The 15,962-nt window shown below is 71.2% G+C and carries 14 protein-coding genes; 4 read left to right on the top strand and 10 right to left on the bottom strand.

Features of this window, described 5'->3' with window-relative positions; all coding sequences use genetic code 11:
• The first annotated feature begins 225 nt into the window (after positions 1-225).
• Positions 226-1,263: a LuxR C-terminal-related transcriptional regulator gene (locus OG509_RS23525; protein ID WP_406184439.1), complete on the top strand. Its 1,038-nt coding sequence runs from the start codon at positions 226-228 to the stop codon at positions 1,261-1,263.
• On the opposite strand, the gene OG509_RS23520 is transcribed toward OG509_RS23525, so the two are convergent.
• On the bottom strand, positions 1,209-2,213 hold the full coding sequence (locus tag OG509_RS23520) for a LysR family transcriptional regulator (protein WP_406184438.1): 1,005 nt from the start codon (positions 2,211-2,213) through the stop codon (positions 1,209-1,211). The genes OG509_RS23525 and OG509_RS23520 overlap by 55 nt on opposite strands.
• Positions 2,214-2,312: 99 nt before the next feature.
• Between OG509_RS23520 and OG509_RS23515 the strand changes: the two genes are divergently transcribed.
• The 3 genes from OG509_RS23515 (at position 2,313) to OG509_RS23505 (ending at position 5,566) form a co-directional block, all read left to right on the top strand.
• Positions 2,313-3,596, top strand: a complete 1,284-nt coding sequence (locus OG509_RS23515; RefSeq protein ID WP_406184436.1) for an MFS transporter — start codon at positions 2,313-2,315, stop codon at positions 3,594-3,596.
• 179 nt (positions 3,597-3,775) lie between these two features.
• Positions 3,776-4,486: a L,D-transpeptidase family protein gene (locus OG509_RS23510; RefSeq protein ID WP_406187657.1), complete on the top strand. Its 711-nt coding sequence runs from the start codon at positions 3,776-3,778 to the stop codon at positions 4,484-4,486.
• A 75-nt stretch (positions 4,487-4,561) separates the two neighbouring features.
• A complete protein-coding gene (locus OG509_RS23505; RefSeq protein WP_406184434.1) occupies positions 4,562-5,566 on the top strand; it encodes a sigma-70 family RNA polymerase sigma factor in 1,005 nt (334 codons plus the stop codon).
• On the opposite strand, the gene OG509_RS23500 is transcribed toward OG509_RS23505, so the two are convergent.
• The 9 genes from OG509_RS23500 to OG509_RS23460 form a co-directional block, all read right to left on the bottom strand.
• On the bottom strand, positions 5,462-5,788 hold the full coding sequence (locus OG509_RS23500; protein WP_406187656.1) for an STAS domain-containing protein: 327 nt from the start codon (positions 5,786-5,788) through the stop codon (positions 5,462-5,464). The two genes, OG509_RS23505 and OG509_RS23500, sit on opposite strands and share 105 nt — an antisense overlap.
• A gap of 134 nt (positions 5,789-5,922) precedes the next feature.
• On the bottom strand, positions 5,923-7,200 hold the full coding sequence (locus OG509_RS23495) for a thymidine phosphorylase (protein ID WP_406184433.1): 1,278 nt from the start codon (positions 7,198-7,200) through the stop codon (positions 5,923-5,925).
• A gap of 103 nt (positions 7,201-7,303) precedes the next feature.
• Positions 7,304-7,702 (bottom strand): cytidine deaminase, encoded by a 399-nt coding sequence (locus tag OG509_RS23490; protein ID WP_406184432.1) that lies wholly within the window; start codon positions 7,700-7,702, stop codon positions 7,304-7,306.
• A complete protein-coding gene (locus OG509_RS23485) occupies positions 7,699-8,964 on the bottom strand; it encodes an ABC transporter permease (RefSeq protein ID WP_406184431.1) in 1,266 nt (421 codons plus the stop codon). Before OG509_RS23485 ends, OG509_RS23490 begins: the two co-directional genes overlap by 4 nt.
• On the bottom strand, positions 8,961-10,076 hold the full coding sequence (locus OG509_RS23480; protein WP_030154936.1) for an ABC transporter permease: 1,116 nt from the start codon (positions 10,074-10,076) through the stop codon (positions 8,961-8,963). The genes OG509_RS23485 and OG509_RS23480 overlap by 4 nt, the downstream gene beginning before the upstream one ends.
• Entirely contained in the window at positions 10,073-11,740 is a 1,668-nt protein-coding gene (locus tag OG509_RS23475; protein ID WP_406187655.1) for an ABC transporter ATP-binding protein, read from the bottom strand. The genes OG509_RS23480 and OG509_RS23475 overlap by 4 nt, the downstream gene beginning before the upstream one ends.
• A gap of 249 nt (positions 11,741-11,989) precedes the next feature.
• Positions 11,990-13,054, bottom strand: coding sequence for a BMP family protein (locus tag OG509_RS23470; protein WP_406184429.1), 1,065 nt, complete (start codon positions 13,052-13,054; stop codon positions 11,990-11,992).
• 229 nt (positions 13,055-13,283) lie between these two features.
• Positions 13,284-14,528, bottom strand: a complete 1,245-nt coding sequence (locus OG509_RS23465) for an amidohydrolase (protein WP_406187654.1) — start codon at positions 14,526-14,528, stop codon at positions 13,284-13,286.
• 137 nt (positions 14,529-14,665) lie between these two features.
• Positions 14,666-15,868 carry a hypothetical protein gene (locus OG509_RS23460; protein ID WP_406184428.1) on the bottom strand — a complete coding sequence of 401 codons (1,203 nt, stop codon included), beginning with the start codon at positions 15,866-15,868 and terminating at the stop codon, positions 14,666-14,668.
• Positions 15,869-15,962 lie beyond the last annotated feature (94 nt).

Below are 15,962 nucleotides of genomic sequence, written 5' to 3'. Positions count from 1 at the left end.
GGCGCGACCACCACGGCGGGGCGCGGGCTCGGCAGGACCGCCATGGGCCCCCGCCCGGTCCCGCGCGCCCGCTCCCGCTCCCCCGTCACCGCGTTTCCCCCTTCACCCGGTGTGACCACTGTGCCGGTTCGGCATATGTGCACGGCGCCCGATCGGGCGTCGTCTTGCCGCCTTGCGGGAACACGAGGGGTTTATAAACATCCCCAAGCCGGGACGAATACGCCTATGCCAGCCGACGAAGCCGACCCGCCGTCCGGAGGCGACCTGAGCCGCGCCGCCCGGCGGCTGTACGCGTACGCCGTGGAGCGGCACTCGTTCGCCGAGGCCGAGGCGACCGGGGACCTCGGGGCGCGGGCGGCCGCGGCGATCACCGAGCTGGCGGCCGCGCACCTGCTGCAGCGGGCCCCGGGCGGCGGCCCGGAGCGGTGGAGCGCGGTCGCGCCGCGGACGGCGGCGGCCCGGGCGCTGGCCCCGCTGGCCCTGCTCGTACGGGAGACCCACGACGAGATGGACCGGCTGCGCGGGCGGCTGGAGGCGCTGGTCCCGGCGTACGAGGCGGGGGCGGCGCACCTCGAACGGAACGGCTCGGGGCGGGCGGAGCTGGAGCTGGTCACCGACCTGGGGGCGGCGCGCGCTCTGATCGCGGAACTGGTCGCGGAGTGCGGGCAGGAGCTGCTGGCCTCGCAGCCGGGCGGGGGCCGGCCGCTGGAGACGCTGGAAGAGGCGATCGGGCGGGACGAGTCGCTGCTGGCGCGCGGGGTGCGGATGCGCACGATCTACCAGCACACGGCGCGCTACTCGCGGCCCACGGCGGCGTACGTGGAGCGGGTGACGGCACTGGGCGCGCGGGTACGGACGCTGGGCGACGGGCTGATGCGGATGCTGGTCTTCGACGGGCACACGGGGCTGATGTCGGTGCCGGACCGCGCCGGGGCGGCGCTGGTGGTGCGGGAGCCGGCGGTGGTGCACTTCATGACGTCGGCGTTCGAGCGCTCGTGGGTGGTGGCGGAGCCCTTCCCGACGACGGTGAGCCCGGAGGCGGCGCGCTCGCTCTCGGACGAGCTGCGGCAGCTGATCGTACGGCTGCTGGCGGAGGGGCTGGAGGACAAGGTGATCGCGCGCCGGCTGGGCATGTCGGAGCGCACCTGCCAGCGCCACATCGCGGAGATCATGCGGGCGGTGGGCGCCAAGTCCCGCTTCCAGGCGGGCTACTTGCTCTCCGCGGCTCCGGCGCCGGATCCCGAGGGCGGCGCCGGATCCTGACCGGGGTGCCCGAGGGGACCGCCGTGCAGTTCCGGGATGAGGCGGCCGCGGCGGGAGAGCAGGAAGCGTTTGAACTCGGCCACCGGGCGGGTATCGGGGTGGCCGTCCAGCCAGGCCACGCCGATCTCGCGGACCGCCCGGGGGGCCGTCACCGTCAGCTCGACCACGCCGGGGCGGGCCACGGCCGGGGGTGGCAGCAGGGCCACGCCGAGGCCCGCCGCGACCAGGCCGCGCAGGGTCTCGGCCTCCTCGCCCTCGAAGGCCACCCGCGGGGTGAACCCGGCCTCCGCGCACAGGTCGTCGGTGATGCGGCGCAGGCCGTAGCCGGCTTCCAGGGTGACGAAGGTTTCCTCGGCGGCCTCGGCGAGGCGGATGCGCTTGCGGCCGGCCAGCCGGTGGTCGTCGGGGACGACGAGGCGCAGCCGCTGCTCGTCGAGGCGGCGGGCGACCAGGTCGGGCGCGTCCGGGAGCGGTGAGGTCAGGCAGAGGTCGAGCTCGCCGGCCCGCAGTTTCTCCAGCATGGCCTCGCCGTAGTTCTGCACCAGGGAGAAGCGCACGCGCGGGTGGTCGGCGCGGAAGGCGCGGATCAGGCCGGGTACGGTCTCGGGGCCGAGGGTGTGCAGGAAGCCGAACGCCACCTTGCCGAGGGCCGGATCGGCGTCGAGCTGCACCGACTCGGCGGCGCGGGCGATCTCGGCGAGGGCCCGCTCGGCCGAGGCGAGGAAGGTCCGGCCGGCCGTGGTGAGGGCGACGGTGCGGCCCTTGCGGGCGAACAGCGTGACACCGAGGTCCTGTTCGAGCCGGACCATGGCCCGGGAGAGGGTGGACTGCGGGACGCCCAGCTCGTGCGCGGCGCGGGTGACGTGCTCGTGGCGGGCGACGGCGGCGAAGTACGCGAGGCGAGGTGCCAGCAAACCTGTCACCGCGATGTCTTCTTCGTAACGGTTCATTGACAGGCACCCTTCTGAGCTGCGGTCATGCAGCAGTGGATTGATTATCGCGATTCTGTGCATTGGACGCATGAAACGCGGCGGGTCTACGGTCTTTGCATGCCTCCCGTTCATACCGGGGCACCTGTCACCACGGGTGCCTCCACCCCGTCGTCTCCTGCCGCACCGGAAGCCCACGCCCCCGGCCGCCCCGGCTACCGCCGGATGAGCTTCGCGCTCTTCGCCGCCGGACTCGCGACCTTCGCCCTCCTCTACTCCACCCAGGCGCTGCTGCCCGCGATCTCCGACGGGTTCGGGGTGACGGCGGGTCAGGCCAGCTGGACCGTGTCCGCGGCCACCGGCGCACTCGCCCTGTTCGTCCTGCCGCTCAGCGCGCTCTCCGAGCGCTTCGGTCGGACCCGGATGATGACGGTCTCCATGCTGGTCGCCGTCGGCGTCGGCCTCCTCGTACCGTTCGCGCCGAACCTGGAGTGGCTGGTGGTGCTGCGCGCCGTCCAGGGCGCGGCGATCGCCGGCATCCCGGCCTCCGCGATGGCGTACCTGGCGGAGGAGGTCAAGCCGAAGGCGCTGGTGGGCGCGATCGGCCTGTTCGTGGCGGGCAACTCCATCGGCGGCATGAGCGGCCGCCTCGTCACCGGCTGGGCGGCCCAGGCGTGGGGCTGGCGCGGCGGGCTGCTGGCCGTCGGCATCATGGCACTGGCCTGCGCGGCGGCGTTCCTCGTCCTGCTCCCCCGGGCCCGGTTCTTCCGCCCGGCCTCGCTGAACCCGCGCGCGGTCGGCCGTACGGTCGCCGGGCACCTGCGGGATCCGCTGCTGCTGCGCCTGTACGGGATCGGCGCGCTGTTCATGACCGTCTTCGGGGCCGTCTACACCGTCATCGGCTACCGGCTGGTCGACGAGCCGTTCTCCCTGGGGCAGGGCGTGATCGGGTCGATCTTCCTGATCTACCTGGTCGGTACGGTCTCCTCGGCGGCCGCCGGGCAGCTGGTGGCCCGGGCGGGGCGGCGCGGGGCGCTGTACCTGGCGGTGACCACGACCGCGCTGGGCCTGCTGCTGTCGCTGGCGGACTCGCTGGCCGCGATCCTCGTCGGGCTGGTCCTGATCACCGCCGGCTTCTTCGCGGGCCACGCGGTGGCGTCCGCGGCGGTGAGCCGGACCGCGACGACGGGCCGCGCGCAGGCCTCGGCGCTGTACCAGTCCGCGTACTACCTGGGCTCCAGCGCGGGCGGCACGCTCGGCGCCCTCGCGTACCACTCGGCGGGCTGGGCGGCGACGGTGGGCATCGCGCTGCTGGCCGTGCTCGGCGTCGTGTCGATCACCCTGTACGGCTCGCACGCGGCGCGCGCCGAGCGGCGTCACGGCTCGCTGGCCGCCGCACGCTGATACGGCCGCGGAGGGACCGGTGCGTACGGCATCGGTACGAGCGGAATTACGGAGCCCGGAGGCGCAAGCCGCCCCGGGCTCCGGCGCGTTGCCCCTCCCCGCCGGGAAGGAGTGGGGGTGGGAGGGAGTACGACGTGACATTGATGCGGATGGGTACGGGACGGATGCGTACGGGGTGGATGCATACGGGGCTGACGCGTACGGGACGACGTGCGGCGGCGGTGGTCTGCGGGGCGGTGGCGCTCGCGGTCCCGCTGGTGGTCGGCGGGGGCGGTGCGGCGCGGGCCGCCGGCTCGTGCAACGTGACCACGGGGCCGTACCAGCGGCAGGTGGAGCAGTTCCTGGGGCGGCCGGTCGACGGGTCGCAGTCCGCGGCCGACTGCCAGGCGATCAAGGCGTTCCAGGCGCAGCACGGGATCACCCCGACCGCGGGGTACGCCGGGCCGCTCACCTGGCAGACGATGAGCACCATGCTGGCGCAACGGGCGGCGGGCACGACCCCGAACAAGGACGGGAAGTGCCCGGTGGACCTGGGCCGGATCGCCTGCGTCGACCTGACCCGCCAGCTCAGCTGGGTCCAGGACGGCGCGGCCCTGAAGTACGGCCCGGTGCCGGTGCGGACCGGGAAGGACGGCACCGAGACCCGGACCGGCCTGAAGCGGATCTACTACCGCAGCATCGACCACTGGTCGACCATCTACGACGTGTCGATGCCGTACGCGCAGTTCTTCGACGGCGGGATCGCCTTCCACTCGGTGGAGAAGAGCATGTGGAACCCGCCGGGGTCGGGCGGCTGCGTGAACATGCGGCTCGCGGACGCCAAGGCGTACTGGAACCTGCTGGCCAAGGGGGACGACGTGTACGTGTACGGCCGCAAGCCGGGTACGTAGCGGGCGGCGTCCGGCTGCCGTTGTCAGACCCCTCGGGTAGCTTCGGGACATCGGACCTACTGGGGGAAGACAGCCATGAGTGACGTCGCCACGAGTATCGAATCCGACCTGGACGCGGCGATGGACCGCTACCGGGTCGAGCTCACCGGCTACTGCTACCGCATGCTCGGCTCCTCCTTCGACGCCGAGGACGCGGTGCAGGACACGTACGTCCGTGCCTGGCGCAGCTTCGAGAAGTTCGAGGGCAGGTCCTCGCTGCGCTCGTGGCTGTACCGGATCGCCACGAACGTCTGCCTGGACCTGCTGAGCGCGGGGAAGAAGCGGGCCCGCCCGATGGACCTCAGCGCTCCGCAGCACCAGGCGTCGGCGGTGCTCAATGAGCGGCCCGAGGTGACGTGGCTGGAGCCGGTGCCGGACGGGCGGGTGCTGCCGCAGACCGCCGATCCGGCGGAGATGGCGCTGGCGAAGGAGTCCGTGCGGCTGGCGTTCGTGGCGGCGCTGCAGCACCTGCCGGCGAAGCAGCGGGCGGTGCTGATCCTGCGCGAGGTGCTGGCGTGGAAGGCGGACGAGGTCGCGACCCTGCTGGACACGACGGTGGCGTCGGTGAACAGCGCCCTCCAGCGGGCCCGTGCGACGCTCTCGGCGAGCCGGATGCGCGAGAGCGACGCGGCGGACCCGCTGGACGCGGAGCAGGTGAAGCTGTTGGAGCGGTACCTCTCCGCCTTCGAGGCGTACGACATCTCGCGGCTGACCACCCTGCTGCACGAGGACGCGGTGCTGTCGATGCCGCCGTTCGACCTGTGGCTCCAGGGGCCCGCGGACATCGCGGCCTGGCATCTGAACCAGGGCATCGGCTGCAAGGGCTCCCGCCTGGTCCCGACGACGGCGAACGGCCTGCCGGCCTTCGGCCAGTACCGGCCGCGGGAGGACGGGAAGCCGGGGCACGTGCCGTGGGCGCTCCAGGTCCTGGAGATCTCAGAGGGGCGGATCACCGGACTCAACGCCTTCCTGGACACCGACCGCTGGTTCCCGCTCTTCGGCCTCCCCGAGCAGCTGGAGGAGTCCTACGAGGTCCAGTAGCCCCCGTAGCTCAGGCCGGACCCCGGTCACCCGCAGCGGCCGCCCGCGCGCGGCGATCCGCAACCGGGCCAGCACTTCGACGGCGCCCAGGTCCGCCGCGGTGACGGCGCCGACGTCGCACTCCACGGCGGCGGCCCCGTCCTCGTACAGCCGCACCAGGCGCACGCACAGCCCCTCCACATCCCGCAAGGCCTCTCCGGCTCCGGGCAGCACGAGTCGCATGATCTCCACGAGGGGATGACTGCCGCGCCCGCCCGAACTCATCGGCGGGCCCGTCGGCCGCTCTTCCGCGTACGAAAAAACGCCGGCGCGGCTCCGGACGGGGAGCCGCGCCGACGCGTTGAGGGGGCCGCGGATCAGGCGATGCGGTCCAGGACGATCGGCGTGGCGGAGAACGCCGTGCCGGCCGGGGCGATGTCGTACGTGCCCTCCAGGGAGGCCAGGGCGTACTCGAACTTCTCCGGGGTGTCCGTGTGCAGGGTCATCAGCGGCTGGCCGGCCACCACGGTGTCGCCCGGCTTGGCGTGGAGCTCGATGCCCGCGCCCGCCTGCACCGGGTCCTCCTTGCGCGCGCGGCCGGCGCCCAGGCGCCAGGCGCCCACGCCTACGCCGTACGCGTCCAGGCGGGTCAGGACGCCCGAGGAGGGGGCGGTGACCACGTGCTGCTCGCGGGCCACCGGGAGGGCCGCGTCCGGGTCGCCGCCCTGGGCGGAGATCATCCGGCGCCAGACGTCCATGGCGGAGCCGTCGGCCAGGGCCTTGGCCGGGTCGGCGTCCTTGATGCCCGCCGCGTCCAGCATCTCGCGGGCCAGCGCCAGGGTCAGCTCGACGACGTCGGAGGGGCCGCCGCCGGCCAGGACCTCGACCGACTCGCGGATCTCCAGCGCGTTGCCGGCCGTCAGGCCGAGCGGGGTGGACATGTCGGTGAGCAGGGCGATCGTCTTGACGCCGCTGTCCGTGCCGAGGGCGACCATCGTCGAGGCGAGCTCGCGCGCGTCCTCGATGTTCTTCATGAACGCGCCGGTGCCGACCTTCACGTCGAGGACGAGCGAGCCCGTGCCCTCGGCGATCTTCTTCGACATGATCGAGGAGGCGATCAGCGGGATGGCCTCGACGGTGCCCGTCACGTCGCGCAGCGCGTACAGCTTCTTGTCGGCGGGGGCCAGGCCGTCGCCCGCCGCGCAGATGACCGCGCCCGTGGTGTCCAGGACGTGCAGCATCTCCTCGTTGGAGAGCAGCGCGCGCCAGCCGGGGATGGACTCCAGCTTGTCCAGGGTGCCGCCGGTGTGGCCGAGGCCGCGGCCCGACAGCTGCGGCACGGCCGCGCCGCAGGCGGCGACGAGCGGGGCCAGCGGCAGGGTGATCTTGTCGCCGACGCCGCCGGTGGAGTGCTTGTCCGCGGTCGGGCGGGAGAGGAAGTCGAAGTTCATCCGCTCGCCCGAGGCGATCATCGCTGCGGTCCAGCGCTTGATCTCGGCCCGGTTCATGCCGTTCAGCAGGATGGCCATCGCCAGCGCCGACATCTGCTCGTCGGCGACGACACCGCGCGTGTACGCGTCGATGACCCAGTCGATCTGCTCGGGGCTCAGCTCGCCCCGGTCACGCTTCGTTCGGATGACGGAGATGACGTCCATGTGGTGCTTCCTTCTACGCGCATAGAGAGGGTGGAGAGAGAAGAGAAGAAGAGGGAAGTGCGACGGCCCTTCGCCCGGCAGGGGCGAAGGGCCGTCGACGCGGCTATCTCAGGTGGTCCGGCCCGAAGGCCTGCGGCAGCATCTCGGCCAGCGGAAGGACCCCCTTCGGGGTCTCCACCAGCAGCTCCGGTCCACCGAACTCGAAGAGGAGCTGACGGCAGCGGCCGCACGGGACGAGGATGTCGCCCTTGCCGTCGACGCAGGTGAAGTGCGTCAGGCGGCCGCCGCCCGTGGCCTGCAGGGAGGAGACCAGCCCGCACTCGGCGCACAGGCTGAGCCCGTAGCTGGCGTTCTCCACGTTGCAGCCGACGACGATCCGGCCGTCGTCGACGAGGGCGGCGACCCCGACCGGGAACTGCGAGTAGGGGGCGTACGCCCGGGACATGGCGTCCCGGGCGGCCTCCCGCAGGGCCTCCCAGTCGGGGTGGATCGCCGTCGTCACTTGCCCTGGCCCTTGCGGTACGGCATGCCGTCCGCCTTGGGCATCCGCAGCCGCTGCGCGGACAGCGCGAGCACGAGCAGCGTCGTCAGGTACGGGGCCGCGTCCACGAACTGGCTCGGGACCGCGTCCGTGAGCGCGTACCAGAGGAAGAGCCCACCGGCGCAGACGCCCGAGAGGGCGCCCTGGAAGTGCTTCTTCTTGTACAGCTGCCAGGCGCAGACCAGCACCAGCAGGATCGCGAGGAGCAGCAGCATCGCGTGGACGTTCTCGGCGCCACCGCGCAGCTTGAGGCTGTCGGTGAAGCCGAAGAGGCCGGCGCCCAGCGCCATGCCGCCCGGCATCCAGTTACCGAAGATCATCGCGGCGAGACCGATGTAGCCGCGGCCGCCGGTCTGGCCCTCCTGATAGATGGGGCTGGCGACGATCGACAGGAACACGCCGCCGAGGCCCGCCAGGGCGCCGGAGACGACCACGGCGATGTACTTGTACTTGTAGACGTTGACGCCGAGCGATTCGGCGGCGATGGGGTTCTCACCGCAGGAGCGCAGGCGCAGGCCGAAGGTGGTGCGCCACAGCACCCACCAGGTGCCCGGGATCAGCAGCAGGGCGACGACGGTCAGCAGCGAGAGCTCGGTGACCAGGCCGCCGACGAGGCCGGCGAGGTCCGAGACGAAGAACCAGTGCTTGGCCTGGAGCGTGGCCATCCAGTCGGACAGCCCCGGCACGGTGATCTTGTAGATCTCGTCGACGCGCGGCGACTGCTTGGAGGAGCCGCCGGGCGCGTTCGCGAAGGTGAAGTTCGACAGGTACTGGGTGAAGCCCAGCGCGAGGATGTTGACGGCCACACCGGAGACGATGTGGTTGACGTTGAACGTGACCGTGATGATCGCGTGCAGCAGGCCGCCGAGGGCACCGCCCAGGATGCCGACCGCGACGCCGGTCCAGGGACCCCACTGGTAGCCGGCCCAGGCACCGAACCAGGTGCCGAGGATCATCATGCCCTCAAGGCCGATGTTGACGACGCCCGCTCGCTCGGCCCACAGGCCGCCGAGGCCGGCGAGGCCGATCGGCACCGCGAGCTGGAGGGCTCCGGAGACCTGACCGATGGAGGTCAGGTCGTTGGCCCCGCTGATCACGCGGACCAGCGAGACGAGCGCGAGCCCGCCCGCGATGATCAGCATGATCCACGGCAGGGTGAGCTTCTTGCGGCCGCCGGCCTTCTTCGGGGCGGCACTCGTCGCGGAGACGGTGCTGGTGCTCACGCCGCGACCTCCTTATCGGTCTTGATGGCGTGGCCTGCAGCCAGCTCCTCGCCGACCTTCTGCTGCTGGCGGCGGATGCCGTAGCGGCGGACGAGCTCGTACGAGACGACAACGGCGATCACGATCAGGCCCTTCATGATCGTGCCGATCTCCTTCGCGTACCCGGCCGTGTCGAGCGAGGCCGAGGCCTTGTCGATGAAGGCCATCAGGAAGGCGGCGAAGAAGATGCCGATCGGGCTGTTGCGCCCGAGCAGCGCGATGGTGATGCCGGTGAAGCCGACACCGACCGGGAAGGCCAGGCTGTACGTGTGGCTCTCGCCGAGCAGGACCGGCATGCCGGCGAGACCGGCGACGGCGCCGGAGATGAGCATCGAGGTGATGATCATCTTCTTGGCGTCCACACCGGAGGCCTGGGCGGCGGACTCGCTGGCGCCGGTGGCGCGCAGGTCGAAGCCGAAGCGGGTCCGGTTGAGCACGAACCAGTAGACGATGCCCAGCGCGAACGCGAGGAAGGTGAACCCGTAGATCTCCAGGCCGTCACCGAGGTCCACGGCCGGGAACCAGCCGGAGTCCGGGATGTCACCGGTGGTGAGGTCGTTGGAGCCGGCCGGCTGGACGCCGAGGTTCTTCGGCAGGATCAGCCAGGCGATCAGGCTGGTCGCGATGGCGTTCAGCATGATCGTGGACACGACCTCGCTGACGCCGCGCTTGGCCTTGAGGACACCGGCGATGCCGGCCCAGAAGGCGCCGACGCACATGGCGACGACCACGATCAGCAGGATCTGCAGCGGGCCGGGCAGCGTCACGGCCGCGCCGACCACCGCGGACAGCATCGCCGCGAGGCGGTACTGGCCGTCGACACCGATGTTGAAGAGGTTCATCCGGAAGCCGATGGCCACGGCCAGGGCTGCCAGGTAGTACGTGCCCGCCTGGTTCACGATGAGGACCTGGACGTCCTCGTAGCTGGCGTTCTCCACCATCAGGCGCAGCGGCTCGATCGGGTCCACACCCGTCGCGGCCAGCACGAGCATGGTCAGCAGGAACGCGGTGACCAGGGCGAGAGCGGGCCCGGCGAAGCCGAGGAGCAGCCGGTCCTTGTCGAATTTCTTCATCGGGCCTCGTCCTCCGGGGAGTCGGTACCAGCGTCGGTACCGGCGGCGGAGTGGTTGTCGGTGGCTTCCAGGGTCCCGGAGGCGGCGCCCGTCATGGCGGTGCCGAGCTCCTCGGGGGTCACGGTCGCGGGGTCGGCGTCCGCGACCAGGCGGCCGCGGTAGATCACGCGCAGGGTGTCGGACAGGCCGATCAGCTCGTCCAGGTCCGCGGAGATCAGCAGGACTGCCAGGCCTTCGCGGCGGGCGTCCCGGATCGCGTCCCAGATCTGCGACTGCGCACCGACGTCCACACCACGGGTGGGGTGGGCGGCGATGAGGAACTTCGGGTTGTGGCTCATCTCGCGGCCGACGATCAGCTTCTGCTGGTTGCCGCCGGAGAGCGAGGACGCGGTGACCTCGATGCCGGGCGTGCGGACGTCGTACTCGCGCACGATCCGCTCGGTGTCCCTGCGGGCGGCCTTCGGGTCGATGATGCCGCGCTTGGAGTTGGGCCTCTCGGTGACGTGGCCGAGGATGCGGTTCTCCCACAGCGAGGATTCGAGCAGCAGGCCGTGGCGGTGGCGGTCCTCGGGGATGTACCCGATGCCGCCCTCGCGGCGCTTGCGCACCGGCGCCTTCGTGATGTCGTTGCCGTCCAGGGTGATGACACCCGAGTCCGGGCTGAGCATGCCCATGAGGGCTTCGATCAGCTCGGTCTGGCCGTTGCCCTCGACACCGGCGATGCCGAGGACCTCGCCCTTGTGGATCGTGAAGGTGATCTCGTCGAGGAGGAGGCGGCCGGCCTCGACGATCTCGGGCACGTTGGCGTCCGACAGGCCCGGCGTGCGGACGGTCTCCTCGGTGGCGACGGGCATGCCGTGCTCGGCGACGGTCAGCTTCTCGACCTGGAGCATCGGGGTGGTGGTCACCGTGGACTCGCGGGTCTCCGGCGAGGGCAGCTCCGCACCGACCATCAGCTCGGCGAGCTGCTTGGTGGTCGCGGTCTTCGGGTCGGCGGTGCCGACGGTGGTGCCGCGGCGGATGACGGTGATGTCGTCGGCGACCTTCAGTACCTCGCCCAGCTTGTGCGAGATGAAGATGACGGTCAGACCCTCGGCCTTGAGCTCGCGCAGGTTGTCGAAGAGCGCGTCCACTTCCTGCGGCACGAGCACCGCGGTGGGCTCGTCGAGGATGAGGGTGCGGGCGCCGCGGTAGAGGACCTTGAGGATCTCCACGCGCTGGCGGTCGGCGACACCGAGGTCCTCGACCAGGGCGTCGGGGCGCACGCCGAGGCCGTACGCGTCCGAGATCTCCAGGATCTTCTTGCGGGCCTTGGAGCCGATGCCGTGGAGCTTCTCGCCGCCGAGAACCACGTTCTCCAGGACGGTGAGGTTGTCGGCAAGCATGAAGTGCTGGTGCACCATGCCGATGCCCCGGGCGATGGCGTCGCCGGGGTTGTTGAAGGTGACCTGCTCCCCGTCGATGGCGATGGTGCCCTCGTCCGGCTTCTGCATGCCGTAGAGGATCTTCATCAGGGTCGACTTTCCGGCACCGTTCTCACCGATGAGGGCATGGACCGTGCCCTTGCGGACGGTGATCGCGATGTCCTTGTTGGCGACGACGCCGGGGAAGCGCTTGGTGATGCCGTGAAGTTCTACGGCGGGGGGCGGGCTGGACGCGTTGATGACGCACTCTCCTTGGCGCGGAAGGAGCTGGAAAGCCAAGTTGGCAGGGGGCAGGGCGAGGATCGGCCGGGCGGGTGGGCGGGAGGAGGACGGTATCGCGTCCACGATGCCTCTACGCGCGTAGCACTGTCGAAAGTGAAAACTTGCGGCCAAGTGGCCACAAGCGACACGGAACAGGGGCGGGGCCCGGGAGCGGTAGAGACCGCTTCCCGGACCCCGGAGACCACTTATCGCACGTCAGACGATGCCTTACGGCGCGGTCTTGACGGTGATCTTCTTCGCGATGATGTCGGCCTTCGCCTTCTCCACAGCGGCGGTGAGGTCGGTCATCTTCTTGTACTCGGGGTTGGAGTCGGCCAGGCCGACGCCGTCCTTGTCCAGGCCGTAACGGATCTCACCGGTGGCCGGCTTGCCGTCCTGGACCGACTTGATCTCATTGAAGACCGCGTCGGAGACGTCCTTGGTGACCGAGGTCAGGATGTGGTCCTTGTACTTCGACAGACCGGCCTGGTTGTACTGGTCGGAGTCGACGCCGATGGCCCACTTGCCCTTGCCGGCGGTGGCCTCGATGGCACCCGAGCCCGCGAGACCGGCAGCGGCGTAGATCACGTCGGCGCCGGCGTCGAGCTGACCCTGGGCGGCGGCCTTGCCGAGGTCGGGCTTGGAGAAGCCGTCGAAGTTCGGCGGCTGGGTCAGGTACTGGCTCAGCACCTTGGCGTTCGGGTTGGTGTCCTTGACGCCCTGGGTGAAGCCCGCCTCGAACTTCTTGATCAGCGGAACCTCGACACCGCCGATGAAGCCGACCGTGCCGGTCTTGGAGGCCTTGGCGGCGGCGACGCCGGCCAGGTAGGAGCCCTGCTCCTCGTTGAAGACCAGGTTGGCGATGTTCGGGCCGGTGACCGAGGTGTCGTCGATGATGCCGAACGTGGTGTTCGGGAACTTCGGCGCGACCTTCTTGATCGCCGGGGCGTAGGAGAAACCGACGCCGATGACCGGGTTGTTGCCCTTGCGGGCGAGCTCGGTGAGGCGCTGGACCTTGTCGGCCTCGCCCTCGCCCTCGGTCGGCTCGGCCTCGCTGCCCTTGACGCCCAGTTCCTTCTCGGCCTTCTGCAGACCGGCGTAGGCGGCGTCGTTGAACGACTGGTCGCCACGGCCGCCGATGTCGTACGCGAGGGCGATCGACTTCGCGGAAGCAGAGGAGGAGGACGGGGAGGACGAGGTGTCCGAGGACTTCTTTCCGCCACAGGCGGTGGCCGAGAGGGCCAGCGCCGCGGACGCGATGCCCACGGTGGCGATCCTGGTGATCCGGCGCAAGGGGAGGCTCCTTCAAAACCTGACCGAAGCGCCACGACCGGCGCTGGTTTCGCGGCGATCGTAACGCGCGTAGATGTCAGTTAAAGGGCCGTTCATGAGTCGTTATCGGATCGTCGTGAATCGGACAGTGACCGATCGGTAACTCCCCATGCGTCCAGCCCTTGCGTACCAAGGGCTGGACAGGTGTGACGGGGCGCGCTCAGATGTTGTACAAATTTTTGCCCGATCTCTATCCCACAGGCCTGGTACGCCGTCCGTCGAGCAGTGCGGCGGCCGTGAAGAACTCCACGCCGACCCCGATCGCGGACTCGTCCACGTCGAAGTCGCCCCGGTGCAGGTCCCTCTTGGCGCTCGCGCCCGGGGTGTGCACGCCGAGCCGGGCCATGGCTCCGGGCACGTGCTCCAGGTACCAGGAGAAGTCCTCGCCGCCGAGGCTCTGCTCGGTGTCCTCGATCGACTCCTTGCCGAGCCGGGCCGCCATCGCCTCGCGCAGCAGCTCGGTCACCACCGGGTCGTTGACGACCGGCGGCACCCCGCGCACGTACGTGATCTCCGACTTGGCCCGGTGCATCCCCGCGATCTCGTCGATCGCGGCGTGGATCTGATCGGGCGCCTCGTGCCAGGCGTTGATGTCCAGGCAGCGGATCGTTCCGGAGAGCTCGGCGTGCATCGGGATGACGTTGCAGGCGTGCCCGGCCTCGATCCGGCCCCAGGTGATCGACATGCCCGAACGGGCGTCCATCCGGCGCGACAGTACGGCCGGCAGGTCGACGGCGACCCGGGCGGCGGCGGTCACCAGATCGGTGGTCAGGTGCGGCCGGGCGGTGTGCCCGCCGGGGCCGGCCAGCGCGATCTCCAGCCGGTCGCAGGCGGAGGTGATGGGGCCGGTACGCAGTCCGATCTTCCCGGCGTCGACCCGGGGGTCGCAGTGCACCGCGATGATCCGGCCGACGCCGTCCAGGACCCCGGAGGCGATGGCGTCGGTGGCTCCGCCGGGGAGCACCTCCTCGGCGGGCTGGAACAGCAGCCGTACCGGGCGGGGCAGCAGACCCTGCCGGTCGAGTTCGGCGAGGACCAGGCCGGCGCCGAGGACGACGGCGGTGTGCACGTCGTGGCCGCAGGCGTGGGCGCGGTCCGGGAAGGTCGAGCGGTACGCCACGTGGGTCTTGGCGTCCGGAATGGGCAGGGCGTCGATGTCCGCGCGGAGGGCCAGCATCGGCCGGCCCCCGTCCCAGGTGCCCACGTCACAGATCAGGCCGGTTCCGGACTTCAGTACGCGGGGCCGCAGCCCCGCTTTCTCCAGCCGGGCCTTGATCGCCGCCGTGGTGCGGAACTCCTGGTGTCCTAGCTCGGGGTGCATGTGCAAGTCCCGGCGGAACTCGATCAGTTCGGCAGGCAGGTGGTCCGGAATCTTGCCGGGCAGCTCGGGCCGGTCAGGCGTGCCGGGCAGGGCGGTCTGGGACTCGCGGGACATCAACTGGTTCACCCGTTGAAGGGTAGGCGCACGAATGGCCCAACTGGCTGTGGATCACCAAAAGTTCATGCCGTTAGGGGAAAAAAACCAGACCTCTGGACGCATGACCGGATGCACCCGGGGGTAAACTCGCGCGCTCATCCGGCCGCAGAGGCCGTCTGGGCAGGGAGTCTGTGCACATCACGGGCGGTCTCGGTGACCCCTGCGAGGAAGCTGCGGGCCCGCGGCGAGGCGGAGCCGGTGAGCCAGGCCGGGTCGACATCGCATACGGCGACGGTCACACCGGTTCCGGTCAGCGCGTACGGCAGGGTGTGGACGACGGTGGACGGAAAGCTGACGATCGTGCGGCCGACCGGTCCGCGCCGGGCGATCAGCTCCAGCGGCAGGTCCGGACGGACGATCTCCAGCCCGGTCGCCTCGCTGAGCTTGCGCAGCTTCTCCGCGGACTCGCGGCGGTGCGCGAAGTAGCGGGTGGCGCCGTGCTCCAGGGTCAGGGCGCGTACGGCGTCCAGGTAGCGGGCCGGGTCGACCACTCCGGTCTCCACGAGGGAGGTGCCGACGAGGTCGGTGCCCTTGGTCAGGCGCGGCGGACCGAACCGGGCGCGGGTCCAGGCGAACTCGTTGACCCGCAGGGTCATCTCTCCGTGGACGGTGACGGGCATCGAGCTGAACACCTCGACGCGCCGCCCCGTGCCCGCGGCCGGGGTGAAGCGGCGCCGGGCGGTGGCCGAGACCGGCGCGTACGCCAGCTCGCGGACGCGGCCGGGCAGGCCGCCCCCGCCGACCCGGTGCCAGCGTACGAGCCGCTCGCCGCGGGCCGTCTGGGCGACGAACTCCATGGTGGCGGTGCCGTCGTCGACCACGACGAGCTCTTCGGCCCGTACGAGGGTGAGCAGGAGCTGCACGTACCGGGAGAAGGGGTCGCCGACGACGACCCGGCGGGCCGCGCGAACGTCCTTGGCGAGCGCGGCGAGCGCCTTGAGCGGGGCGAGCCGGCCGCCGCGGGCCTCCTGCCAGACGACCTCGTACCCCTCGTCCCGGGCCAGTCCCGCCATCCGGCGCAGCTGTCCGCGGGACATGGGGTCGGTGGGCGGCAGTACGACGATCCGCAGCCAGGACGACGCACCGGCCGAGCGGTCGGCCGGGCCCGTGCCGGCGACCGCCGCAGCGCCCCCGGACGCCGGGCCGCGGGCGGCGGCGCGGCTGGGCTGGCTCGGGACGGCGTCGAGCAGCGGGGCACCGCCCGGTGCGGACGCGGCTTCGGCGTGCGCCCACTCCAGCACGTTCAGGAGCTGGACCGGACTCTCGACGAAAGCCAGGCTGGAGGCAGAGGGGGTCACCACGTACTCCTCGTCAGGGGCGGGGGCGGGGCGTCGTACCGAACGGGGGACCGGACGGGCCGCGGGGTCGGGCCGCGGGGTCGGACCGCGGCCC

The sequence above is a fragment of the Streptomyces sp. NBC_01006 genome, assembly GCF_045162725.1.
GTDB lineage: Bacteria > Actinomycetota > Actinomycetes > Streptomycetales > Streptomycetaceae > Streptomyces.
This window is presented reverse-complemented; position numbering and strand designations above follow the sequence as displayed.